Here is a 21,602-nt window from a genome sequence, read left to right as displayed (position 1 = left end):
CTAGGTTGGGCGGGTGCACACCCCTGCCGACATGCTGGCCGCGCTGCTGGCGGACGACGCCACGCGCCCCGCGTTGACCTACTACGACGACGCCCCCGGCCCGTGCGCCGGTGAGCGGATCGAGCTGTCCCGCAAGGTGCTCGGCACCTGGGTGGCCAAGGCCGCCAACGCCCTGCAGGAGGGCTTCGACGTCCACCCCGGGTCGGTGGTGCGCCTGGACCTGCCTGCGCCACACTGGCGGCTGACCTACTGGGCCCTCGCGGTGTGGGCCGTGGGGGCGACGGTGACCCTCGACGCGCACGAGGGGGCCGACGTGCTGGTCACCAGCGAGCCGGAGTCCCCCGATGCGGACGACGCCGACGAGGTCATCGCGGTGGCGCTGCCCGCCCTGGCCCGCAGCTTCGGTGCCGACCTGCGCTCCGGTGTCATGGACGAGGCCCGCGAGATCGCCTCCTACGGTGACGACTTCACGGCCTGGGACGAGCCCGAGCCCACCGACCCGGCGCTGGTCGCGGGGGGGCGGCGCACGACATACCGGGAGCTGCTGGCCGACTCTGCCGGGACAACCGGGCGGGTGCTGGTCACCGCGACCGACCCCAGCACGGCCCTGCGCCAGATCCTGCACGTATGGAGCACCCTGGGCTCGGTGGTCCTGGTGCGCGGCGGTGAGCCGCAGCCCGACGACGAGCGGATGCGCTCCGAGGGGGTCGACCGGAGCGCGCCCCACGTGTCGCGCGAGGAGGGGGCCGACTAGAGTCCACGGGCATGGACAAGGTCGTCAGGAGCAGCACGGAGGCGCTGGACGGGGTCACCGACGGCATGACGCTGGCGGTGGGCGGGTTCGGGCTGTGCGGCATCCCCTCGGTCCTCATCGGGGGGTTGTTGGACCGGGGCACGAGCGACCTGGAGGTCGTCTCGAACAACTGCGGGGTCGACGGCTGGGGGCTGGGTCTGCTGCTCGAGGCCGGCCGGATCCGCCGCATTATCGGCTCCTACGTGGGGGAGAACAAGGAGTTCGCCCGGCAGTACCTCTCCGGGGAGCTCGAGGTGGAGCTGACCCCACAGGGGACCCTCGCCGAGAAGCTGCGCGCCGGTGGCTCGGGCATCCCTGCGTTCTACACCGCCACCGGGGTCGGCAGTCAGGTGTCACAGGGCGGCATGCCGTGGCGCTACGACAGCGAGGGCAACGTCGTGCTCGCCTCCCCCGCCAAGCAGACTCGTGAGTTCGACTCTTTCGGGCAGGTGCGCGACTACGTGCTCGAGGAGGCCATCGTCGCCGACTTCGGGCTGGTCCGGGCCCAGAAGGGCGACCGGCACGGCAACCTGGTGTTCCGGGCCAGCGCCCGCAACTTCAACCCGCTGTGCGCGATGGCCGGTCGGGTCACCGTCGCTGAGGTCGAGGAGCTGGTGGAGCCCGGCCAGCTGGACCCCGACGCCGTCCACCTGCCCGGCATCTACGTCCAGCGCGTGCTGCCGCTCACGCCGCAGCAGGCAGGCGACAAGCGCATTGAGCGCCGAACCACCCGCCCGGCGGCTGGTGAACACGACACGGAGGGCTGAGATGGCACTGACCCGAGAGCAGATGGCGGCCCGGGCCGCCCAGGAGCTGGCCGACGGCGACTACGTCAACCTGGGCATCGGCCTGCCCACCCTGGTGCCCAACTACGTCGCGGACGACGTCGAGCTGGTGCTGCAGTCCGAAAACGGCATCCTCGGGGTCGGTGCCTACCCGGTCGAGGGCAGCGAGCACCCCGACCCGATCAACGCCGGCAAGGAGACCGTCACGGTGCGGGCCGGCAGCTCCTTCTTCGACTCGGCCCTGAGCTTCGGGATGATCCGTGGCGGCAAGGTGGACGCGGCGATCCTGGGTGCCATGCAGGTCTCGGCCGGCGGCGACATCGCCAACTGGATGATCCCCGGCAAGATGGTCAAGGGCATGGGCGGTGCGATGGACCTGGTGCACGGCGCCAAGAAGGTGATCGTGCTGATGGAGCACGTGGCCCGGGACGGCTCGCACAAGATCGTGCGGGAGTGCTCGTTGCCGATCACCGGCCTGGCGGTGGTGCAGCGGATCATCACCGACCTGGCGGTCATCGACGTGACCGAAGAGGGTCTCGTCCTTCGCGAGCTCGCCCCGGGCGTGAGCGAGGCGCAGGTGCGCGAGCGCACCGAGCCCGAGATGCTCAGCGCCCTCGCAGACCCCACAGGAAGCCGGCCCCCCAGCTGAGGTGCATCGTGGCCAGGGCCGCCGGCACCCGCACCCGCACCGCAGCCGACTGACCTTGCGCGATGGCGACACCACCGACAGCCACAGCCACGGCATACCCCAGCGGCAGCACGCCGAACGGGGGCCACCACGGCGATCCCAGCGCACCCCCCACCACGAGCACCAGCGTCACCGGCGGTGCGAGGTAGCGCGGACCCAGGGCATTCTCGTGCTGGGTGGCCAGCCGGCGGCGCCACTGGCCGGTGGCGAAGAACTGCCGGGCCAGGGCGGTCAGCGAGCTGCGTGGCCGGTAGGTCACCCGGAGATCGGGGGTGAACCAGACCACCCCCCCGGCCTGCCGGATGCGCAGGTTGAGCTCCCAGTCCTGGGCGCGGTCGTAGGCGGGGTCGAAGCCGCCCACCCGCTCGATCCACTCTCGCCGGAACACTCCGGGGAAGACGGTCTCGGCCTCGCCCTCGCGGCCGCCTACCCGGAAGCGTGCCCCGCCCATCCCCAGGGGTGAGCCCATCGCCACGGCGATGGCCTGCTGCATCGTGGTGCGCCCCTCGGGCAGCGCCACCCCGCCGACGTTGGCCGCCCCGGTGCGCAGCAGGGTCGCCACCGCGGTGTCCAGATAGCCGGGTGGCAGCGCGCCGTGACCGTCGACCCGGGCCACGATGTCGTGCCGGACCAGCGTCATCGCCAGGTTCAGGCCGTCCGGGGTCCGCCCCGAGGGGTTGTCCACCACCACGACTCGCGGGTCCAGCTCAGCCATCTCCCGGGCCAGCCGGGGTGTGTCGTCGCGACTCGGACCGACGGCGAGGACCACCTGGATGCCGCCGGGGTAGTCCTGACCCAGGACCGAGCCCACCGCTTCGGCCAGGTGATCCGCCTCGTCGCGCACCGGCATGATGACGGAGATACCCGACAGCCGGTCAGGGGGCGAAGCGGCGGGCACGCTGGGCAGGCTACCGCGGCCTGCCTCCAGCACGGGCACAGTCACCTCATCTACTCTCTTGGGCGTGCCGCACCGACCCGAGGATGACTGGACCCGCCCGATGCCGCGCACGCGGCGCGGGCAGCCGGTCAACGACTGGGAGGTCGACGACCGCTCCGAGCGACAGGGGTGGCGCGAGGACGCGTGGGAGGACGATCCGAGGTATGCCGAGTCCTACGCCGGGGGGCAGGACTTCTCGGACGACGACTGGGACGGCTACCGGGAGCGCGAGGTCCCCGAGCGGGGCCGCAGCCGCACCGGCCCTGCTGGCCCGCCGCCGAGGGCCCCCCGCGGTCGAACCCGGCGTCCCCGCTACGGCGTGCGGCGCTTCCTGGTCGCGCTCCTGGTGCTCGTCCTGGTGTGGGTCGGCGGGACGATCTGGGCCCTGGGCGCCAGCTGGCAGGCGATCGAGCGGGTCGACGCCACACCGCAGAACCCCGATCGACCCGGGTCCGCAGCCGGCAGCAACATTCTGCTGATCGGGACCGACAGCCGGGAGGATCTCACCGACGAGGAGCGGCGGGAGTTCAAGACCGGCAGCACCGAGGGCGCCCGGGCCGACACCATCATGCTGCTGCACCTGGCCGGTGGTGGCGGTGACCCGACCTTGCTGTCGATCCCCCGGGACTCCTTGGTCGAGATCCCCGGCTCAGGGAGCAACAAGATCAACGCGGCCTACTCCGGCGGCGGTCCGGCGCTGCTGGTCGACACCGTGGAGCAGTCGACCGGACTGCCGGTCGACGGCTATGTCGAGATCGGCTTCGACGGCTTCGTCGACGTGGTCGGGGCCGTCGACGGGGTGCGCATGTGCCTGCCCGACCCGGTCGTCGAGGAGCGCAGCGACCTGGACCTGCCGGCCGGCTGCCAGGACCTGGCCGGCAAGGACGCCCTCAACTACGTCCGGATGCGCTATGCGGACCCCCGGGGTGACCTGGGGCGGGTGGAGCGTCAGCGACAGTTCCTGGCCTCGCTGGTGCAGCGGCTGACCGAGCCGAGCACCGTCCTGGTCCCCTGGCGACTGCACGAGGCCGGGACGGCCACCGGTGCCGCACTGCAGATCGGGGAGGACACCTCGATGTGGGAGATGCTCCGGGTGGCGCTGGCGATGCGCGACATCTCCGGTGACCAGGGCAACTCGGTCACCGTGCCGGTGGCCGACCCCAGCTACGTGGTGGGCGGGCAGAGCACGGTGCTGTGGGACGAGGCGGGGGCGCAGGAGCTCTTCGAGGCGCTGCGCACCGACGGGCCCCTCACCGTCGAGCCCTGAGGGGGACCTTGGACCCTGGCGGGCGGACAACGGGGATGGGAGACTGCAGGTGTCCCACAGCCCCCGGAGGTAACCATGGCAGCTCTGACCACTCGTCCCGTCGTCGTCGGCTACGATGGCTCGCCCCACTCGGAAGCGCCCCACTCGGAAATCGTGCACTGACTCAGCGCAGGCCGCGTCAGGATGTGATCAGATCTGAGGACTTCCCGGAAGCCGGATCCGGCTCGTTCTGGAAGCGGAAGCCGATCCCTCGCACGGTGACGATGTGATGCGGGTGGTCGACCTCGTCCTCGAGCTTGTGGCGCAGCACCGAGACGTGCATGTCGAGGGTCTTGGTCGACCCGCCCGTCCACGGGTGCCAGACCTCGCGCATCAGTTCCTCCCGGGTGACGGTCCTGCCCTCTTCGCGAAGCAGGACCTTAAGCAAGGCGAACTCCTTGGTCGTGAGGGACAGCTCCCGGCCCTCGACGAACGCCCGGCGGGCGCCGACGTCGATGACCACCGGACCATCCGCGTGTTCCCTACCCTCGGTCGGACGGCGCAGCAGGACCCGGACCCGCGCCAGCAGCTCGGCGAGCCGGAACGGCTTGGTCACGTAGTCGTCCGCGCCCACATCCAGGCCGACCACAATGTCGGTCTCATACCCGCGAGCCGTGAGGATCAGCACAGGGATTGTCACGCCGTTCTGCCGCATCCGTTGGCACACTTCCAGGCCGTCCATCCGGGGCAGCCCGAGATCGAGGATCACCAGGTCCGGGGTCTCCCGCTCGGCCCGTTCCAGGGCGGCGAGACCGTCCACTTCGACCTGCACCTGGTAGCCCTCCCTGCGTAGCGCGCGCGCCAGAGGCCCGGACAATGTGTCGTCGTCCTCGACCAGCAGTAGCTCCGTCATCGGTGTGGACCACCCATCCATACGCCCGTCCATGTCGGCATCATCCGATCCCCCTTGCGTCGTCGGTGCCCCAATCGTATACGCACAATTGGATCACGCAATGCCAAAGAGAGAGTCAAGTCCGCAGTTCTGAGGCGTGGCGGCACCCCTTGCCGGCTCTCGAGTGCCCACAGCTCAGCAGGTGCTGCACCATCACCACGCGCTACATCTCATTCGTGCCCTCGTAGATCCGAGTGATCAACGCGCGCGCTCACAAAGTTAAGGCCCGCATGGTGATGTACGACGGGAGCCCGTGAGTGCGTTTTACCCACTCACGGGCTCCCGTCCGCGGACGCTTCTGCTGGTGGCGACCAGTCGGGTCAGGAGAGCAGCGACGGCAGCCATTCGGCATAGCGGGCGTGGGCGAGTGCGAGCTGGTGCAGCTGGTTCGCAGGCTGGTGCCACGACTCGCTGCGGCTGGTGGATCGTGATGCCAAGCTCTTCCTGACACTCCCGGGCCAGTGCGGCCTCAGCCGTCTCTCCTGGCTCCGGATGACCTCTGGGCAGGTCCCAGCAATCAGGGTATGAAGCACGACGGGGATGCCGATGGCGCAGCAGCACGCGTCCCTGGTGACGCCGCCCTGCCGCCGCCACTTCATCCGGCATGTGCACTCCTCAGCTCATGCACCACGGCAAGCGGGCACGGCAACTACCGGATCCAGTTCGGTTGGGTGGACCAGCGTACCGGCTCCGTGTTCTCCAGGCCGGGATAGTGAACCGCCATGCCGCGCTCCGGCGCGAGTGACCACAGCTGCAGATCATCCGAGCTCGCCTGAGCCTCCCACGCCTCGCTCCAGGCATCCAGGTAGCGCTCGTAGATCGAGCGGACGCGGGTCGGTTCCGGTGGCTCCAGCCTGGCCGGACCCGTGACCCGAACCTGCCGCACGTCTGCCGGCGGGTCGAAGGTGGCGACCATCGCCGCCACCTCATGACCGTGCTCAGCTGCGGTCAGGAACGGGCTGGGTCGCACGCCCGAAGTCGGAGTGTGGAACCAGAAGCGCCCCTCGGCCAGCTCGAACCACATGGTCGCCAGGGCCGGTCGCCCTCGTGGTGTCACGGTGGCAACACTCGCGGTATGGCGAGGCTCGCGCAAGAAGCCGGGAATGTCGAAGGCGGCGCTCACCCTCTGAGTGTCCCAGCGCTCTTGCAGGGCGCCCACCTGACATCGCCCTTACTTGGACAGAAGCGCTCGTGCCATGACCACGCGCTGAATCTGGTTGGTGCCCTCGTAGATCTGGGTGATCTTGGCGTCGCGCATCATCCGCTCGACCGGGAAGTCCTTGGTGTAGCCGGAGCCGCCGAGCAGCTGCACGGCGTCCGTGGTCACCTCCATCGCGACGTCAGCGGCATAGCACTTGGCCGCGGCACCGAAGAACCGAAGATCGGCGTCGTCGCGCTCGGACTTGGCCGCCGCGACGTAGACGAGCTGCCGGGCCGCCTCGAGCTTCATCGCCATGTCGGCGAGCATGAACTGCACCCCCTGGAACTGGGCGACCGCCTGGCCGAACTGCTGCCGCTCCTTGACGTAGCCGACCGCGAAGTCCAGCGCCCCCTGGGCGATGCCGACAGCCTGCGCACCGATCGTGATCCGGGTGTGGTCCAGGGTGCGCAGCGCGATCTTCAGGCCCTCCCCGGGTGCGCCCACCATCCGGTCGCCCGGGATCCGGCAGTGCTCGAAGAGCAGCTCGCGGGTCGGCGAGCCCTTGATGCCCAGCTTCTTCTCCGGCGGCCCGAAGGCGAAACCCTCGTCGTCCTTCTCCAGCACGAACGCACTCACGTTGCGCCCCCGCGGCCCGTCCGGGTCGGTCACGGCCAACACCGTGTAGAACTGCGACACCCCCGCGTTGGTGATCCACGACTTCTGCCCGTCCAGCACGAACGAGCCGTCGGACGCCTCGATGGCCTTGCACGTCATCCCGGCGGTGTCGCTGCCGGCCCCCGCCTCAGACAGGCCGTAGGAGAACATCGCCTCGCCCCTGGCCACCGGAGGCAGGTAACGCGACTTCAGCTCCTGCGATCCCGCCAGGATCACCGGCATGCTGCCCAGCTTGTTGACGGCCGGGATCAGCGAGGACGACGCGCAGACCCGGGCGACCTCCTCGATCACCAGGCAGACGGCCAGGGCGTCGGCACCGACGCCGTCGTAGTCCTCGGCGATGTGCGGGGCGTGGAAGTCGGTGGCCACCAGAGCGTCGTGTGCCTCCTGCGGGAAGACCCCCTCCTCGTCGACCCGGGCGGCGTGCGGGGCGATCTTGGCCTCGCTGACCGATCGCACGGCCTCCCGCAGCGCCTGGTGGTCCTCGGAGATCTGGAACAGGTCGAAGTCACTCACCCCCCACACTTTACTGCTCAGTAACCGGGCGTCGCGGCCTGCCTCGGCCCCGCAGGGCCGGGAGGACCTCGCTCTCGAACAGCTCCAGGCCCGACGTGTCGTAGGCGGCCTCGACGAAGTAGGTGATGGCGTAGGTCATCCCCGCCCCCGCCAGCGCACGCAGACTCTCGACGACCTGCTCCGGGGTGCCGACGGCAGGTCCGCCGCGCAGGCCGGCCACGACCTGGTCGGCCTTCGTCTCGGTGAGCCCGGCCCGCAGCGCATGGTCGCGAACCCACCCGAACCGGTCCTCGACCTCCGCCTCGGTGGAGCCGATGACCACGTTGTAGTTGGCGCTGCGCACGATCTCGCCGTAGTCCCGGCCCACGTCGGCACAGTGCCCCGCGAGCACCTGCGACTTGTGCCGGAACCCCTCCGGCTTCCCGTCGAAGTTGGTGTAGTCGGCATACTCCGCCGCGAACCGCAACGTCTTGCGCTCACCCCCGCCGGCCACCCACATCGGTATGCCGTTGCGCGGCGAGCCGGGGTGGCTGGTCCCCTGCAGGGGCTGCGGGTGGCAACGTGCACCGTCGACCTGGTAGTGCTCGCCGGCCAGGTTCGCCGACCCGGTGGTCCACATCTGCCGGAAGATCTCGACCCCTTCGCGCAGCCGGGCCAGCCGCTCCCCCGCCCGCGGGAAGCCGTAGCCGTAGGCGCGCCACTCGTGCTCGTACCACCCGGCGCCGATGCCCATCTCCAGGCGACCCGCCGAGATGGCGTCGACGGTCGCGGCGACCTTGGCCAGGTAGGTCGGGTCGCGGTAGCTCATGCAGGTGCACATCTGGCCCAGCCGCACCCGCGAGGTGACCGCGGCCAGCGCAGACATCAGGGTCCAGGCCTCATGGGTGGCGTGCTCACTGGGCTCGGGCACGGTGTGGAAGTGGTCGTAGACCCAGATCGACTCCCAACCGTCGTGGTCGTCGGCCCGGCGGGCGAGGTCGGCCAGCACCCCCCACTGGTCCTGCGGGTCGATCCCGACCAGGTCCATCCGCCAGCCCTGGGGCACGAACAGTCCGAAGCGCATCGCCCTATCCTCCTCGCGAGCGCAGTCGCTCGCCCTTGGCGTGGGCCTGCCGGCGCAGGTCCTCGGCGAAGTCCGTCAACCGCTCCCGCAGCACCTGCGCCTGGTCGTCGGTGCCCGAGGCCAGGATGCGCGCGGCGAGCAGACCGGCGTTGCGGGCTCCGCCGATCGACACGGTAGCCACCGGGATGCCCGCCGGCATCTGCACGATCGAGAGCAGCGAGTCCATCCCGTCCAGGTGCTGCAGCGGCACGGGCACGCCGATCACCGGGAGCACGGTCACCGCGGCCAGCATGCCCGGCAGGTGTGCGGCTCCGCCGGCCCCGGCGATGATCACCCGCAGTCCGCGCTGCGCCGCCCCCTGCCCGTAGTCGAGCATCTCGGCCGGCATCCGGTGGGCGGAGACGACGTCGGCGGCATACCGCACCCCGAGGTCGTCCAGGACCAGGGCTGCCTGCTCCATCACCGGCCAGTCACTGTCGCTGCCCATCACCAGGGCGACCTCGACGCCGAGGCCCTCACTCATCGATGACTCCCTGCAGGTAGTCGGCGGCGTGCCGAGCCCGGGCGCGCAGCTGCTCGAGGTCGTCACCGCACACCGTCACGTGGCCGATCTTGCGTGCTGGCCGCACCCCCTTGCCGTAGAGGTGCACCCGCAGACCCGGGTCCCGGGCCAGCAGGTGCCGGCAGGCGGGGTAGAGCTGCGGATGCTCGCCGCCGAGCACGTTGGCCATCACGCTCCACCGGTCCCGAGGCCGGGTCTCCCCCAGCGGCAGGTCCAGCACGGCGCGAAGGTGCTGCTCGAACTGGCTGGTCACCGAGCCGTCGATGGTCCAGTGCCCGCTGTTGTGCGGCCGCATGGCCACCTCGTTGATCAGGTATGCCGGGGCACCGGCCGCGCGGGCCGCCGCGCTGACCTCGAACATCTCGACCGCGAGCACCCCCGTAACCTGCAGCTCCCCGGCAATCCGCAACGCGGCCTCGGTCGCCGCCGCAGCCAGCTCGTCGTCGAGGTCGGGGGCCGGCGCCAGCACCTCGGTGCAGATGCCACCGCTTTGCACGGTCTCCACCACCGGCCACGCGGCGGCCTGTCCGCTGGGGCTGCGGGCCACCAGCACCGCCAGCTCGCGGCGGAAGTCGACCGCCTGCTCCAACAGGATCCCGTCGGCCAGCGGCCCGGGACGGCCGACCTGCCCGAGCCAGTCCGCCAGTTTGTCGGCCCGGTGCACGACCCGCACTCCCTTGCCGTCGTAGCCTCCGCGCGGAGTCTTGGCCACGAGCGGCCAACCCACCCGCTCACCGAAGTCGTGGACCTCCGCGGTGGTGTGCGCCGCGGCCCACACGGGGCACGGCAGCCCCAGCTCGGTGAAGCGGGCGCGCATCGCGAGCTTGTCCTGGGCGAAGACCAGCGCCGCCGGGGAGGGGTGCAGGGGGACGCCGTCGTCCTGCAACGCCTGCAGCACCGGCTCCGGGACGTGCTCGTGGTCGAAGGTCACCACGTCGCAGTGGCGGGCGAACGCCCGCACCTGCTCGACGTCGGTGTGATCGCCCACCGGGCTGGAAGGCACCACGAGGGCCGCGGCCGCCGTCGGCGACTCGGCCAGCACCGACAGCGTCAGCGACAAACCCACGGCAGGCGGCTGGCACATCCGGGCGAGCTGCCCGCCCCCGATGACGCCGACGACCGGGAAGCCGCCCTCGGCTCGGCGGGGCAGGGTCTCGGTGCCGGTGTCCACGCCGACAGAGCCTAGCCCCACCCGCACGACGTATCCTGCCCCCGTGTCCCCTGCCCAGCCGTCCCTGCTGCGGCGCGCCCGCTCGATGGTGGACAGGCTGCGACACGAGGTGGGCAAGTTCGGCGCCGTCGGTCTCACGGCCTTCGCCATCGACACCGCCATCTACAACGTGCTGGTCTTCGGCATCCCGGGTGCCGGGTCCGCCGGAGTCATGGTGGAGATGCCGTTGCGGGCCAAGATTCTGGCCACCTGCATCGCCACCGTCTTCTCCTGGCTGGGCAACCGCTACTGGACCTTCCGGCACCGGCGGCGCGGGCGCAAGACGCAGGAGTTCGTCTTGTTCTACGTCTTCAACGCGCTCGGACTGTTGATTGCCCTGGCCTGCCTGGGCTTCTCCCGCTACGTGCTGGACCTGCACAGCCAGCTGGCCGACAACCTCAGCGGCAACGGCGTGGGCCTGGTCCTGGGCACGCTGTTCCGCTTCTGGGCCTACCGCACCTTCGTCTTCGCCGAGACCGGCGAGGGCCTCACCGCAGACCGGTCGGGCGCTCAGCGGGCCGGTGTCATGGACACGTAGAGCGCGAACACCGCCGGGCTCGTCTCGGCCAGCTCCAGCCGACCGCCGAAGGACTCGGCCGTCGCCCGAGCGACCGCCAGACCCAGGCCCGTGCCGGCGCCACTGGTCACCGCGCGGTCGAAGATCCGCCGGCTGAGCTCGGGGTCGATGCCCTCGCCCTCGTCGCTGATCTCGATCAGGGCCGAGGGGCCGCTGCGGCAGGCCGCCACCCGCACCCGGCCGGCCCCGTGCTGCAGCGCGTTCTCGACCAGGGTGTTGAGGATCTGGGAGATGGCTGAGGCACTGGAGCGCACGATCATGGCCCGTTCGGCGCCGACCACGATCGAGCGGCCCACCGCCTCGAAGGCCGGGGTCCACTCCGCCTCCAGCCCCGCCAGGACCGTGTCCAGCGACACCGAGCGCCCACCGTCGGAGTGCCCGGCGCGGGTCCGGTGCAGCAAGTCATCGACCACCCCGGCCAGCCGCTCGGTCTGCCCGATCGCCACGTCGGCCTCGATCTTGGCCTCCGCCAGGTCGTCGGTATGCAGGATCTCGTCCAGTCGCATCAGCAGGGCGGCCAGCGGGGTGCGCAGCTGATGTGAGGCGTCGGCGGCGAAGGACCGCTCGGCGGACAGCGACCGGTTCAGCGACTCGTGCGTGCGATCCAGCATCCGCCCGACGGTGTCGACCTCGCCGACCCCGGTGTGCCACCCCCCGTCGGACCCGGACTGGCCCCCGCCCTGAGAGGCGTAGCCGCCGGAGCCGAACTCATCCGCCCGCTGGGCGAGCCGGTTCAGCGCACTGGTCAGCACCCCCAACGGCCGAGCGATGAGCACCAGCGCGACGACGGTCGACAAGGCCAGAGTCAGCGCGACCACGAGGAGCAGCCCGGCCACCGGCCAGGAAAGCGGCATGAGATCCAGCGCGTAGCGGTCGGGCGCCAGTCTGCGCAGCACCACCACCAGGAGCGCGCCCAACACCAGGGCGATGCCCGAGCTGGATAACGCCACCCGCAGGGCCAGTCGCCGCAGCAGGTGTCGCACGGTCGGAGCAGGCGGTGGGGTCAGTGCTCCGGCTCGTTCTGGAATCTGAAGCCGACCCCCCGCACCGTCACGATGTGGCGCGGGCTGTTGGCGTCGTCGCCCAGCTTGCGGCGCAGCACCGAGATGTGCATGTCCAGGGTCTTGGTCGAGCCGAACCAGCTGTCCCACACCTCGCGCATCAGCGCCTCCCGGGACACGACCCGCCCTTCCTCACGGGTGAGCACCCGCAGCAGGTCGAACTCCTTGGCCGTCAACGACAGCTCCTGGCCGTCGAAGAACGCCCGGCGGGCTTTGATGTCCATCGTGATCGGACGGTCACCGACCTCCTGCGGGTCGGTGCCGCGGCGCAGCAGGGCGCGGACCCGGGCCAGCAGCTCGGCGAGCCGGAACGGCTTGGTGACGTAGTCGTCGGCGCCGGCATCGAGGCCCACGACGGTGTCGACCTCGTCGCCCCGCGCGGTGAGGATCAGGACGGGGGCGGTCAGCCCCTCCTGGCGCATCCGCCGGCACACCTCCAACCCGTCCAGGTAGGGCAGCCCGAGGTCGAGGATGACCAGGTCAGGGGTCTCCTCCTCGGCCAGCACCAGGGCGGCGCGGCCGTCCGCCCCCACGTCCACGACATATCCCTCGCGGCGCAGCGCGCGCGCCAGCGGTTCGGAGATGGTCTCGTCGTCTTCGGCAAGCAGTACCCGGGTCATGGTGCGATCATACGTATACGATCCTCATACGTCTGGCCAACGCGGCCGACGCCTCTCGGCAAAAGCCGATACGCCCTCCTGGCGATCAGCGGAGAATGCCGTGGTGCGCCACGCGGCATCCTCCACCTCCAGACCGGTCGCGAGGTCGACGTCGGCCCCCAGCCGCATCGCGCGCTTGGCGCTGCGGATCCCGACCGGGGAGTGACCGGCGATCAGCGTCGCCAGCTCCAGCGCACGGTCCCGGGCGCTGCCGGCGGCCACGACCTCGTCGACCACACCCAGGGCCGCCGCCTCCTGCGCGGGCACCCGGCGCGCCGTGAAGATCAGCGACGCCGCCCGCGACCAGCCCACCCGGCGGGTGAGCAGCTGGGTGCCGCCCCCGCCGGGGATCACCCCCACGGACACCTCGGGCAGGCCGACCTGCGCACCCTGCCCCGCGACGATCAGGTCACAGGCCAGGGCCAGCTCCAGGCCCCCGCCGAGGGCGAAGCCCTCGATCGCCGCGAGCGCCGGCACCGGCAGGGCCAGGACCCCGCCGTAGGCGCCCCGGGTGATCACCCGCTGCGCCATCAGCTCGGCGTCGCTGAGCCCGTTGCGCTCCTTGAGGTCGGCGCCCACGCAGAAGGCCCGCTCCACAGCGCTGCTGAGCACGACGGCGCGCACACTCCGGTCGTCGGCGAGCCGCCGGGTCGCCGACGCGATCTGCTCGGCGAAGGCGGTGGAGATCGCGTTGAGCGCCTCGGGGCGGTCCAGCACCAGCTCGACGACGTGGTCGCCCTCCCCGTGCCTGGTCTCGCGCAGCATCACCGGTGTCGTCATGCACCGCAGGGTATGCCGACCAGCCGAGCGTCGCGATCAGTCGGGCCGCACGTGCACGACATCGCCGGCGTGGTGCACGCTTCGTCCCTCCGGTCCCTGGACCACGAGGGCGCCGGACTCCTCGACGTCTGCGGCGCGGCCCTCGACGCTGCGCCGCTCGGGCAGCTCGATGCGCACCTGCCGACCCAGCGTGCGGCACTGCTCCCGGTATGCCGTGCGCACCGCCGCCGGGTCCCGGTCCAGCTCGGCGAGCAGGTCCGCGAGGTGCGCCAGGTAGTCGGCGACCCAGGCCTGCCTCGTGCCCTCCGGCAGCTCCTCTCCCCCGCGCGCCAGCCGCCACGACGTGACCGGGCTCAACGGAGTGGTCACGGGGAGCTGCTCGCGCGTCTGGTCGATGTTGAGCCCGGCCCCCACGACGACGGCGGGCCCCGAGACCTGGGCCAGCACACCGCATACCTTGGACCACCGGCCCCGCTCGGGCACCAGGACATCGTTGGGCCACTTCAGCGCGACCGGCACGGCACACTGGCTGCTGCCCACGGCGCGCAGCACCGCGAGCCCGGTGAGCGGCGGCACCCACCCGAGCACCTCGGGGGCGGGCGCCGGCAGGGCCACGCTGATCGCCAGCGCCGTGCCCGGTGGTGCCGACCAGACCCGGCCGCGACGACCCCGGCCGGCGCTCTGGTGCTCGGCGACGACGACCCGCCCGGGCACCGGGTCCGCCAGCAGGTGGGTCTGGGTCGAGTCGATGCTCCGATGCCACTCCGGGCGCGCCCAGCGGTGTGCATCCATCCGGTAAAGACTAGGTTGTCGGGCATGAGCGACTCCAGCACCGGATCCGAGCCGGACCTGCGCACGACCGCCGGCCGGCTGGCGGACTACCGTCAACGGATCGACGAGGCAGTGCACGCGGGCTCGCAGCGCGCCGTGGAGAAGCAGCACGCCAAGGGCAAGCAGACCGCCCGCGAACGGATCGAGCAGCTGCTGGACGAGGGCTCCTTCACCGAGCTCGACGAGCTGGCCCGGCACCGGTCAACCACCTTCGACCAGCAGGCCAACCGGCCCTACGGCGACGGCGTCGTGATCGGCTACGGCACGGTCGACGAGCGCCCGGTGGCGGTCTACGCCCAGGACTTCACGGTGTTCGGCGGTTCGCTCGGCGAGGTCTTCGGCGAGAAGATCGTCAAGGTGATGGATCTGGCGATGAAGGTCGGCTGTCCGGTCGTCGGCATCAACGACTCCGGCGGCGCCCGGATCCAGGAGGGCGTGGTCGCCCTGGGGCTCTACGCCGAGATCTTCCGGCGCAACGTGCACGCCTCCGGGGTGATCCCGCAGATCTCGCTGATCATGGGCCCGTGCGCGGGCGGCGCCGTCTACTCCCCGGCGATCACCGACTTCATCGTGATGGTGGAGGAGACCTCGCACATGTTCATCACCGGGCCCGACGTGATCAAGACGGTCACCGGCGAGGACGTCAGCTTCGAGGACCTCGGCGGCGCCCGGTCGCACAACACCCGCTCGGGGGTGGCGCACTACTGCGCGAGCGACGAAGCCGACGCCATCACCTACGTCAAGGACCTGCTGGCCCACCTCCCGCAGAACAACCTGGAGGACCCGCCGGTCTTCGACGCCGACGTCGAGATGGAGGTGACCAGCCACGACGAGGAGCTGGACACCCTCGTGCCGGACTCGCCCAACATGCCCTACGACATGGCGACGGTGATCGAGCACCTGCTCGACGACGGCGACTTCCTGGAGGTGCAGGCGCTGTTCGCGCCCAACATCGTGGTCGGCTTCGGCCGGATAGAGGGCAGCTCCGTCGGGATCGTGGCCAACCAGCCGATGCAGCTGGCCGGCACCCTCGACATCGACGCCTCCGAGAAGGCCGCCCGCTTCGTGCGCACCTGCGACGCCTTCAACATCCCGATCGTGACCCTGGTGGACGTGCCCGGCTTCCTGCCTGGCACCGACCAGGAGTGGGGCGGCATCATCCGGCGCGGCGCCAAGCTGCTCTACGCGTATGCCGAGGCCACGGTCCCCCTGGTCACCGTGATCACCCGCAAGGCCTACGGCGGGGCGTATGACGTGATGGGCTCCAAGCACCTGGGCGCCGACGTCAACTTCGCCTGGCCCACCGCGCAGATCGCGGTGATGGGCGCCCAGGGCGCGGTCAACATCCTCTACCGCAAGCAGCTCAGCGACGCCGCTGCATCCGGCGGGTCCGAGGCCGTGGACGCGGAGCGGCAGAAGCGGATCAGGGAGTACGAGGACACCCTGGCCAACCCCTACATCGCGGCCGAGCGCGGTTATGTCGACGCCGTGATCGCACCGTCGATGACCCGGGTGCAGGTGATCAAGGCGCTGCGCACGCTGCGCTCCAAGCGGGCCAACCGACCGCCCAAGAAGCACGGGAACATCCCGCTGTGAGCGCCGACCCGCAGCCGGATCCGCCGGTGGTCACCGTCACCGGCGGCGCGACCCCGCCCGAGGTGGCGGCGATCGTCTCTGCCCTGGCCGCCCTGCGCGCAGACGGGGCCGAGCGCGCCGCGGGCAGCCATGCCCGGCGCTCACTGTGGAACGCCCGTGCGCGAGCGGCGCGGCCCCGGCTCTCTCCTGGTCCCGGCGCCTGGCGCGGCTCTGCCCTGCCGCGCTGACCAGGACTCTCGGGCGACCGGCGGCTCCGTCGGACGCCGAGTGCGGCTCAGCCTGATGCCTTCAAGCGCCGAGCGACGAGATCGCTCAGCTCGGCGTGATGAGCCCGGTCGAGGCACTCGGCGTCCAGCACGGCCCGGGCTGCGTCGAGGTCACCCATGAACGCGCGGAACGTTGTGCGCACGTCGATCCCGTGCCCTGGTGCCCCCGACACGACCACCTCGTTGCCTGCCCGCACCTCACCGGGTGTCTGGACCGCCAGGTAGGCCCCGCTGCGGCCGCGGTCGGTGAACCGCTTGACCCACCGCGCCTCGCCCATGTGCCCGGCGAAGGTCCGGCACGGGATACGCGGCCCACAGACCCGCAGCACGACGGTGTCACCGACCTGCCAGCGCGAGCCGATCACCGCGTCGTCGACCGCCAGGCCCGAGGTGGTGAGATTCTCCCCGAACATGCCGTCCGGCAGGTCCCGTCCGAGCACGCCCGCCCAGTGGTCCAGCTCCTCGCGCGCCACCGCATACACCGCCTGGGTGTCCCCGCCGTGATCACGCCGGTCGGCGATCCCGTCGCCCACGACCCCGCTGCCCAGGCCGCCGGACTTGCTGCCGGGCGCCCGCAGCTCGGCGGTGCCCACGGGGCGCTTGTCGATCGCGCTGCGGCCGATGCCCGCGTGCGCAGCGTCCACGACCGGGCCGGCGTTGACCGATCGGATATGGGCGGCGATCACGGTGCCCAACGTAGTACCTTCACCTGCGTGAGCGAGCCCATCCGCCCCCATACCGAGATCGACCGCATCGCGGAGGCACACCTCGACGCGGAGATCGAGCTGAGCCCGTTGCTGGCCACCTACCTCGGGGTGCCGGGACACGACGAGGCGATCGACGACCTGAGGATCGAGCGGACCCGCGCGGTCGTGGCGCTGGCCCGGCGCACCCTGCAGACCCTGACCGACGTCGAGCCGAGTGACGACGTCGACAAGGTCACGGTCGCAGCCATGCGAGAGCGACTCGACCTGGACGTGCAGCTCGGTGAGCGGGTGTTGAACGGCACCGACCCCGTGGCGCTGGACGTCATCGCCTGCCCGGTGCAGGAGGTGCGCGACGTCTTCGACCTGATGACCAAGGAGTCCGCGGGCGACTGGCAGACGATCATCACCCGGCTGCGGGCTGTGCCGGTGGCCCTGGAGCAGTACGCCTCGGCACTGCGATGGTCGGCGCAGCGGGGCGCCGTCGCACCGGTGCGGCAGGTGCACAAGGTCGCCGAACAGTGCCGGGACCAGACCGGCGCGGACAGCACGTATGCGGTGCTGCTCGTCGAGGCGGAGGATGCCGGGATGGGCGCGGGGTTGCGGGAGGAGCTGGCCGAGGCCGCGGCCGAGGCGTGCGCCGCATACGGACGGCTGGCCGGGCTGCTCACCGACGAGCTGGCGCCCCAGGCGCCGGAGTCCGACGCGGCCGGGGTCGAGCGCTACCGGCTGCTGTCGCGCGCCTTCCTCGGTGCGCAGATCGACCTCGCCGAGACCTACGCCTGGGGGCAGCAGGAGCTGGCTCGGATCACCGAGCTGATGGAGCAGACCGCCGAGCAGATCCGGCCCGGCGCGAGCGTGCACGAGGCGATCGAGATCCTGGATGCCGACCCGCGCTATCAGCTGGCGGACACCCAGGCTCTGCTCGAGTGGATGCAGGGGGCCGCGGACGAGGCGATCGAGGCCTTGGCCGACACCCACTTCGACGTCCCCGCGCCGGTCCGTCGGATCGAGTGCATGATTGCGCCGAGCCAGACGGGGATCATCTACTACAGCGGTCCCTCGGAGGACTTCTCCCGTCCCGGCCGGATGTGGTGGTCGGTGCCGAAGGGGACGACGGCGTTCAGCACCTGGCGTGAGCTGACCACCGTCTACCACGAGGGCGTCCCGGGTCACCACCTGCAGATCGCGCAGACCGCCTACCGCTCACAGCTGCTCAACCGCTGGCGCCGGCTGGCCTCGTTCACCTCCGGGCACGCCGAGGGCTGGGCGCTCTACGCCGAGTGGCTGATGGCCGATCTGGGCTTCATGGACGACCCGGGTATGCGGATGGGCCTGCTGGACGGCCAGTCGCTGCGAGCCGCGCGAGTCGTGATCGACATCGGGGTGCACTGCGGGTTCGAGGCACCGGCCGAGGTCGGCGGTGGGGAGTGGACCTATGACAAGGCGTGGCAGTTCTTGGGCGCCCACGTCAACATGGATGAGGGCTTCGTCCGGTTCGAGCTCGACCGCTACCTCGGCTGGCCGGGCCAGGCGCCCGCCTACAAGATCGGCGAGCGGCTCTGGCTCGAGCTGCGTGACGAGGCGCGGCGAACTGAGGCCGCAAACTTCGACCTGAAAGCCTTCCACCGTCGCGCCCTGGACATCGGTGGCGTCGGCCTCGACACCTTGCGCGACGCGCTCCTCGGTCGGCTCTGAGCGTTGCTCAGCGCTTGTATGTCGGCTGCTGTTGCGGCTGCTGCCGGCTGAACTCGCCACCGGCGCGCCCACCGAACGGGCGACCGTGATCGGCATACTCCTCCCGGGAGTACGCCACTGACCATTCACCCAGCTGGATCCGGGATCCGGTGCGCAGCAGCTGACCGTCGGGCACCTCGCCGTTGACCCGGGTCACTCCGGCAGCGCTCGTCGCGACCAGGACATACTCGTCGCCCTCGTGCTGGCGGAGCACCTCGGCCTGGTGCGGCTCGAGACCGGACAGCACGAGATCGCACGAGGGGTCGCTGCCGATCGTCGAGGTGCCTTGCTTGAGGTAGAAGACCCGGCGGGTCACCCCGACGACCGGCGCCTGGCCGACGGAGAAGACCAGCCGAGGTCCGCCCCCGCCGAGAGGGTCGTGCGTGGTCCGGGCGACCCGCCGCCGGACCCGGAACATGGGCGTCGGCGGCCACGGCGTGGCGGGGGGCAGCAGGTCACCCAGTCCCATCTTGCTGCCCCGACGGCGAGTGCGCACCAACCTCACCACGCGGGACCAGTCGTCGATCCGCACGTCCCGCGACCGGGTGGCCAGCCGGGTCAACAAGGATGCACGCACGGCCCCGACGGTGACCAGGGGTCCCTCCCGGTCGCGCAGGGTGAGAGTCAGCCCCTGCTTGGCCACCTGTGCTGCGGCTGCCCGCCCGGAACGCACCAGGGTGCGTCGCGTCCCACCCGGTATGCCGGGACTCACCGCGGACAGATCGTCCAGCGTGACGTCGACGTGCGGACCGTCACCCGTGACGGTCCCGCTCACCATCGTCTCGCCGTCTTGAGCAGTGGGTGCCTGAGCCGAGAAGCGCAGGTCGGCGTGCAGCCGCAGCTGGTGTGTCACAGCAGGTCAGGAACGCATCGGGTCAGCACCCGACGACTCGTCGTCGCTCGTGGTGATCCGCAGGGTGCCGTCGAGCTTCCAGGTCGCGCGCGGGGCGTCCGGGCCGGTGTCCCGAGGCACCTCGACGGACATGTCGACGAAGCTGTAGTTGATGGCCGCGCCGCGGCCGGTCAGGTAAGCCCACAGGTCCTGGCCCAGGTCGGTCCAGGAGACGTTCTGTCCGCCGCTGGCGGCGGGCTGGCTGTGCTCCGTGCTGGAGGTCATGGTCGATCTGCTCCCTACGTCGATTTGTTTAGGACTTATTATGATCCACCCATCGTAATTCTTCCGCAACGGCACCCCCCTGGGCCGATAGGGTCCGGCTGTGGTAGCCCTCGTTCTCGCCTCCGCCTCCCCTGCTCGGTTGAGCACTCTGCGCCGGGCCGGGGTCGATCCCGACGTGGTCGTCTCCGGGGTCGACGAGGACGCGGTCCTGCGCTCGGTCACCGAGGAGGCAGGGCCGCCTGCGCTCGCGCAGGTGCCGCTCATCCTGGCTCGGGCCAAGGCTGAGCACGTCGCCGGTCGGCTGCAGCACTCAGGCAGGGTGCTGGTGCTGGGTTGCGACTCCGTGCTGGAGCTTGACGGCGAGGTGCACGGCAAGCCCGGCGACCCGCATACCGCCATCGCTCGCTGGCAGGGGATGCGCGGCCGGTCCGGCGTGCTGCACACCGGGCACTGGATCGTCGAGCTCGACGGCAATCCCGTGGGCCGGGCGGTCGGGGCCACCGCGTCGACCACGGTGCACTTCGCCGACCTGAGCGATGCGGAGATCCGAGCCTACGTCGACACCGGTGAGCCGCTGCAGGTCGCTGGTGGGTTCACCGTCGACGGTCTCGGCGGGCCCTATGTCACCGGCATCGAGGGTGACTACCACGCCGTCGTCGGAGTCAGCCTGCCGCTGCTGCGCGACCTGCTCGCCGAGCTGGGTGTCGCCTGGCACGAGCTGTGCGTCTCGGGCTGACCCTCGCACCCCTCCCCGACACCTCCCCCTCTCCGGCACCAACATCGATGGCGCATGGCGGTCCACACCCCTCGCGCGCTCCGTGCTTCGTCCACAAGAGTGTGTCGCGCCCAAGTTTCACCCACCAGCCGGTTCGAGGACGTCAAGCGCAATCGAACCTGTGTACTATGCTGATGGGTATCGAGGTTGCTCGGCTGATTCGGGTGATCGACCCTGGCGAAGGTGGTGGTGGACGTGTCGGTGATGGATCAGGAGGGTGTGCCGGGCACGGGGACGCCGAGTCTTTGCGACGTGACCGTCGGCTTCGACGCCTCGCAGTGGACCAGCGAGCAGCTGATCGCGTTCCTCACGCGCTCCCCGCAGCGGGTCGCGCTGGACCAGGTGGCGCAGGGTCTGGGTGGGTTGGGCCTGCCGTCGGGGGTTGCCGATGCGGTGCTGGCGGTGGTGACGTCCGCGGCCGCGCACCAGGGCGGCGCTGCCGGGGAGAACGGTGCTCAGGGGGAGTCCGTGACGGCCCGGGTGGCCTCGACGGAGGCCATCGGTGATGACGCGGTGCTGGCAGCGGCGCACGGGGCTCGGGTGTTGCAGGGCTTCGCCGCGGGTGCGCTGATCGACACTGCGCGCACTCTGGCGGACCGGACCGGACCGGGGCCGGGCTCGGCCCGTTCGCCGACGCTTCCTTCGACGCCGGATGGACCATGAGCACCCTGCTACACGTGGCGAACGCAGACTTCGACCTCGCCATGGCCGAGATGGTGAGAGCAGACGCTCCAGAGGTTCGGCTCAGTGGAACAGAAGTCGACGTGGCCGGCCAGAAGGAACTGCACTGTCCGTGGGTCGTGCCGCACACCGCAGTAGTCTCCCCAACCTCTGGCGTGGTCACTCCGCTGCGGAGCAGGCGCCCGTCAGACCGGGGGGATGCCGCGGTGCCGGGTGGAGAAGTGCCGGTCCCGTCGTAACGCGTAGCGCA

Annotated in this window: 25 protein-coding genes; 10 read left to right on the top strand and 15 right to left on the bottom strand. The window is 70.9% G+C overall.

Going from position 1 to position 21,602, the window contains the following annotated elements; translation table 11 throughout:
* Positions 1-13: 13 nt before the first annotated feature.
* The 3 genes from ACR2FV_RS17680 to ACR2FV_RS17670 are packed head-to-tail and all read left to right on the top strand — an operon-like array spanning position 14 to position 2,227.
* Complete coding sequence (locus tag ACR2FV_RS17680; RefSeq protein ID WP_434017021.1) at positions 14-754, top strand: TIGR03089 family protein; 741 nt, start codon at positions 14-16, stop codon at positions 752-754.
* A gap of 11 nt (positions 755-765) precedes the next feature.
* Positions 766-1,560: a CoA transferase subunit A gene (locus ACR2FV_RS17675; RefSeq protein WP_434017020.1), complete on the top strand. Its 795-nt coding sequence runs from the start codon at positions 766-768 to the stop codon at positions 1,558-1,560.
* Position 1,561: 1 nt separating this feature from the next.
* Positions 1,562-2,227: a 3-oxoacid CoA-transferase subunit B gene (locus ACR2FV_RS17670; protein WP_434017019.1), complete on the top strand. Its 666-nt coding sequence runs from the start codon at positions 1,562-1,564 to the stop codon at positions 2,225-2,227.
* On the opposite strand, the gene ACR2FV_RS17665 is transcribed toward ACR2FV_RS17670, so the two are convergent.
* Complete coding sequence (locus ACR2FV_RS17665) at positions 2,184-3,209, bottom strand: glycosyltransferase family 2 protein (protein ID WP_434017018.1); 1,026 nt, start codon at positions 3,207-3,209, stop codon at positions 2,184-2,186. The genes ACR2FV_RS17670 and ACR2FV_RS17665 overlap by 44 nt on opposite strands.
* A 19-nt stretch (positions 3,210-3,228) precedes the next feature.
* Here ACR2FV_RS17665 and ACR2FV_RS17660 point away from each other — a divergent pair, with 19 nt between their 5' ends.
* Positions 3,229-4,470 (top strand): LCP family protein, encoded by a 1,242-nt coding sequence (locus ACR2FV_RS17660; protein WP_434017017.1) that lies wholly within the window; start codon positions 3,229-3,231, stop codon positions 4,468-4,470.
* A gap of 178 nt (positions 4,471-4,648) precedes the next feature.
* On the opposite strand, the gene ACR2FV_RS17655 is transcribed toward ACR2FV_RS17660, so the two are convergent.
* The 7 genes from ACR2FV_RS17655 to ACR2FV_RS17625 all read right to left on the bottom strand — a co-directional run bounded on the left by ACR2FV_RS17655 (position 4,649) and on the right by ACR2FV_RS17625 (position 10,529).
* Positions 4,649-5,362, bottom strand: coding sequence for a response regulator transcription factor (locus tag ACR2FV_RS17655; RefSeq protein WP_434017016.1), 714 nt, complete (start codon positions 5,360-5,362; stop codon positions 4,649-4,651).
* Between the two features lie 303 nt (positions 5,363-5,665).
* Positions 5,666-6,007 (bottom strand): NUDIX domain-containing protein, encoded by a 342-nt coding sequence (locus ACR2FV_RS17650; RefSeq protein WP_434017015.1) that lies wholly within the window; start codon positions 6,005-6,007, stop codon positions 5,666-5,668.
* A gap of 43 nt (positions 6,008-6,050) precedes the next feature.
* Entirely contained in the window at positions 6,051-6,524 is a 474-nt protein-coding gene (locus tag ACR2FV_RS17645; RefSeq protein WP_434017014.1) for a pyridoxamine 5'-phosphate oxidase family protein, read from the bottom strand.
* Positions 6,525-6,572: 48 nt separating this feature from the next.
* A complete protein-coding gene (locus ACR2FV_RS17640; RefSeq protein ID WP_434017013.1) occupies positions 6,573-7,733 on the bottom strand; it encodes an acyl-CoA dehydrogenase family protein in 1,161 nt (386 codons plus the stop codon).
* Positions 7,734-7,743: 10 nt separating this feature from the next.
* Positions 7,744-8,796: an LLM class F420-dependent oxidoreductase gene (locus ACR2FV_RS17635; RefSeq protein WP_434017012.1), complete on the bottom strand. Its 1,053-nt coding sequence runs from the start codon at positions 8,794-8,796 to the stop codon at positions 7,744-7,746.
* Positions 8,797-8,800: 4 nt separating this feature from the next.
* Complete coding sequence (gene purE, locus ACR2FV_RS17630) at positions 8,801-9,319, bottom strand: 5-(carboxyamino)imidazole ribonucleotide mutase (RefSeq protein WP_434017011.1); 519 nt, start codon at positions 9,317-9,319, stop codon at positions 8,801-8,803.
* Complete coding sequence (locus tag ACR2FV_RS17625; protein WP_434017010.1) at positions 9,312-10,529, bottom strand: 5-(carboxyamino)imidazole ribonucleotide synthase; 1,218 nt, start codon at positions 10,527-10,529, stop codon at positions 9,312-9,314. The genes purE and ACR2FV_RS17625 overlap by 8 nt, the downstream gene beginning before the upstream one ends.
* 43 nt (positions 10,530-10,572) lie before the next feature.
* Between ACR2FV_RS17625 and ACR2FV_RS17620 the strand changes: the two genes are divergently transcribed.
* The gene (locus ACR2FV_RS17620; RefSeq protein WP_434017009.1) at positions 10,573-11,106 is read left to right on the top strand and encodes a GtrA family protein; all 534 of its coding nucleotides are present in this window, start codon (positions 10,573-10,575) and stop codon (positions 11,104-11,106) included.
* Here the strand turns inward: ACR2FV_RS17620 and ACR2FV_RS17615 are convergent.
* From ACR2FV_RS17615 to ACR2FV_RS17600, 4 genes are read right to left on the bottom strand one after another with little or no spacing between them, the layout of a single operon-like run.
* Positions 11,079-12,128 carry a sensor histidine kinase gene (locus tag ACR2FV_RS17615; protein WP_434017008.1) on the bottom strand — a complete coding sequence of 350 codons (1,050 nt, stop codon included), beginning with the start codon at positions 12,126-12,128 and terminating at the stop codon, positions 11,079-11,081. The genes ACR2FV_RS17620 and ACR2FV_RS17615 overlap by 28 nt on opposite strands.
* Positions 12,129-12,148: 20 nt before the next feature.
* On the bottom strand, positions 12,149-12,826 hold the full coding sequence (locus tag ACR2FV_RS17610; RefSeq protein ID WP_434017007.1) for a response regulator transcription factor: 678 nt from the start codon (positions 12,824-12,826) through the stop codon (positions 12,149-12,151).
* 24 nt (positions 12,827-12,850) lie between these two features.
* Positions 12,851-13,645 carry an enoyl-CoA hydratase/isomerase family protein gene (locus tag ACR2FV_RS17605; RefSeq protein ID WP_434017006.1) on the bottom strand — a complete coding sequence of 265 codons (795 nt, stop codon included), beginning with the start codon at positions 13,643-13,645 and terminating at the stop codon, positions 12,851-12,853.
* A 36-nt stretch (positions 13,646-13,681) separates the two neighbouring features.
* On the bottom strand, positions 13,682-14,437 hold the full coding sequence (locus tag ACR2FV_RS17600; RefSeq protein ID WP_434017005.1) for a biotin--[acetyl-CoA-carboxylase] ligase: 756 nt from the start codon (positions 14,435-14,437) through the stop codon (positions 13,682-13,684).
* A 24-nt stretch (positions 14,438-14,461) separates the two neighbouring features.
* On the opposite strand from ACR2FV_RS17600, the gene ACR2FV_RS17595 reads away from it, so the two are divergent.
* A complete protein-coding gene (locus tag ACR2FV_RS17595) occupies positions 14,462-16,072 on the top strand; it encodes an acyl-CoA carboxylase subunit beta (RefSeq protein ID WP_434017004.1) in 1,611 nt (536 codons plus the stop codon).
* Entirely contained in the window at positions 16,069-16,299 is a 231-nt protein-coding gene (locus tag ACR2FV_RS17590) for an acyl-CoA carboxylase epsilon subunit (protein ID WP_434017003.1), read from the top strand. Before ACR2FV_RS17595 ends, ACR2FV_RS17590 begins: the two co-directional genes overlap by 4 nt.
* A gap of 47 nt (positions 16,300-16,346) precedes the next feature.
* Here ACR2FV_RS17590 and ACR2FV_RS17585 read toward each other — a convergent pair whose 3' ends face one another.
* Positions 16,347-17,024, bottom strand: a complete 678-nt coding sequence (locus tag ACR2FV_RS17585) for an MOSC domain-containing protein (protein ID WP_434017002.1) — start codon at positions 17,022-17,024, stop codon at positions 16,347-16,349.
* Here ACR2FV_RS17585 and ACR2FV_RS17580 point away from each other — a divergent pair.
* Positions 17,010-18,740, top strand: coding sequence for a DUF885 domain-containing protein (locus ACR2FV_RS17580; protein WP_434017001.1), 1,731 nt, complete (start codon positions 17,010-17,012; stop codon positions 18,738-18,740). The two genes, ACR2FV_RS17585 and ACR2FV_RS17580, sit on opposite strands and share 15 nt — an antisense overlap.
* 7 nt (positions 18,741-18,747) lie before the next feature.
* Here ACR2FV_RS17580 and ACR2FV_RS17575 read toward each other — a convergent pair whose 3' ends face one another.
* Both ACR2FV_RS17575 and ACR2FV_RS17570 read right to left on the bottom strand, forming a co-directional pair.
* Positions 18,748-19,632 carry an FHA domain-containing protein gene (locus tag ACR2FV_RS17575; RefSeq protein WP_434017000.1) on the bottom strand — a complete coding sequence of 295 codons (885 nt, stop codon included), beginning with the start codon at positions 19,630-19,632 and terminating at the stop codon, positions 18,748-18,750.
* A gap of 6 nt (positions 19,633-19,638) precedes the next feature.
* A complete protein-coding gene (locus tag ACR2FV_RS17570; protein ID WP_434016999.1) occupies positions 19,639-19,896 on the bottom strand; it encodes a hypothetical protein in 258 nt (85 codons plus the stop codon).
* Positions 19,897-19,996: 100 nt separating this feature from the next.
* Here ACR2FV_RS17570 and ACR2FV_RS17565 point away from each other — a divergent pair, with 100 nt between their 5' ends.
* Positions 19,997-20,632 (top strand): Maf family protein, encoded by a 636-nt coding sequence (locus tag ACR2FV_RS17565; RefSeq protein ID WP_434016998.1) that lies wholly within the window; start codon positions 19,997-19,999, stop codon positions 20,630-20,632.
* 222 nt (positions 20,633-20,854) lie between these two features.
* The gene (locus ACR2FV_RS17560) at positions 20,855-21,334 is read left to right on the top strand and encodes a hypothetical protein (RefSeq protein WP_434016997.1); all 480 of its coding nucleotides are present in this window, start codon (positions 20,855-20,857) and stop codon (positions 21,332-21,334) included.
* Positions 21,335-21,602: the final 268 nt, after the last annotated feature.

The sequence above is a fragment of the Ornithinimicrobium sp. genome, assembly GCF_051004135.1.
Classification (GTDB): domain Bacteria; phylum Actinomycetota; class Actinomycetes; order Actinomycetales; family Dermatophilaceae; genus Ornithinicoccus.
Note: the sequence above shows the minus strand (reverse complement) of the source record. Positions and strands in the feature narration are given on the sequence as shown.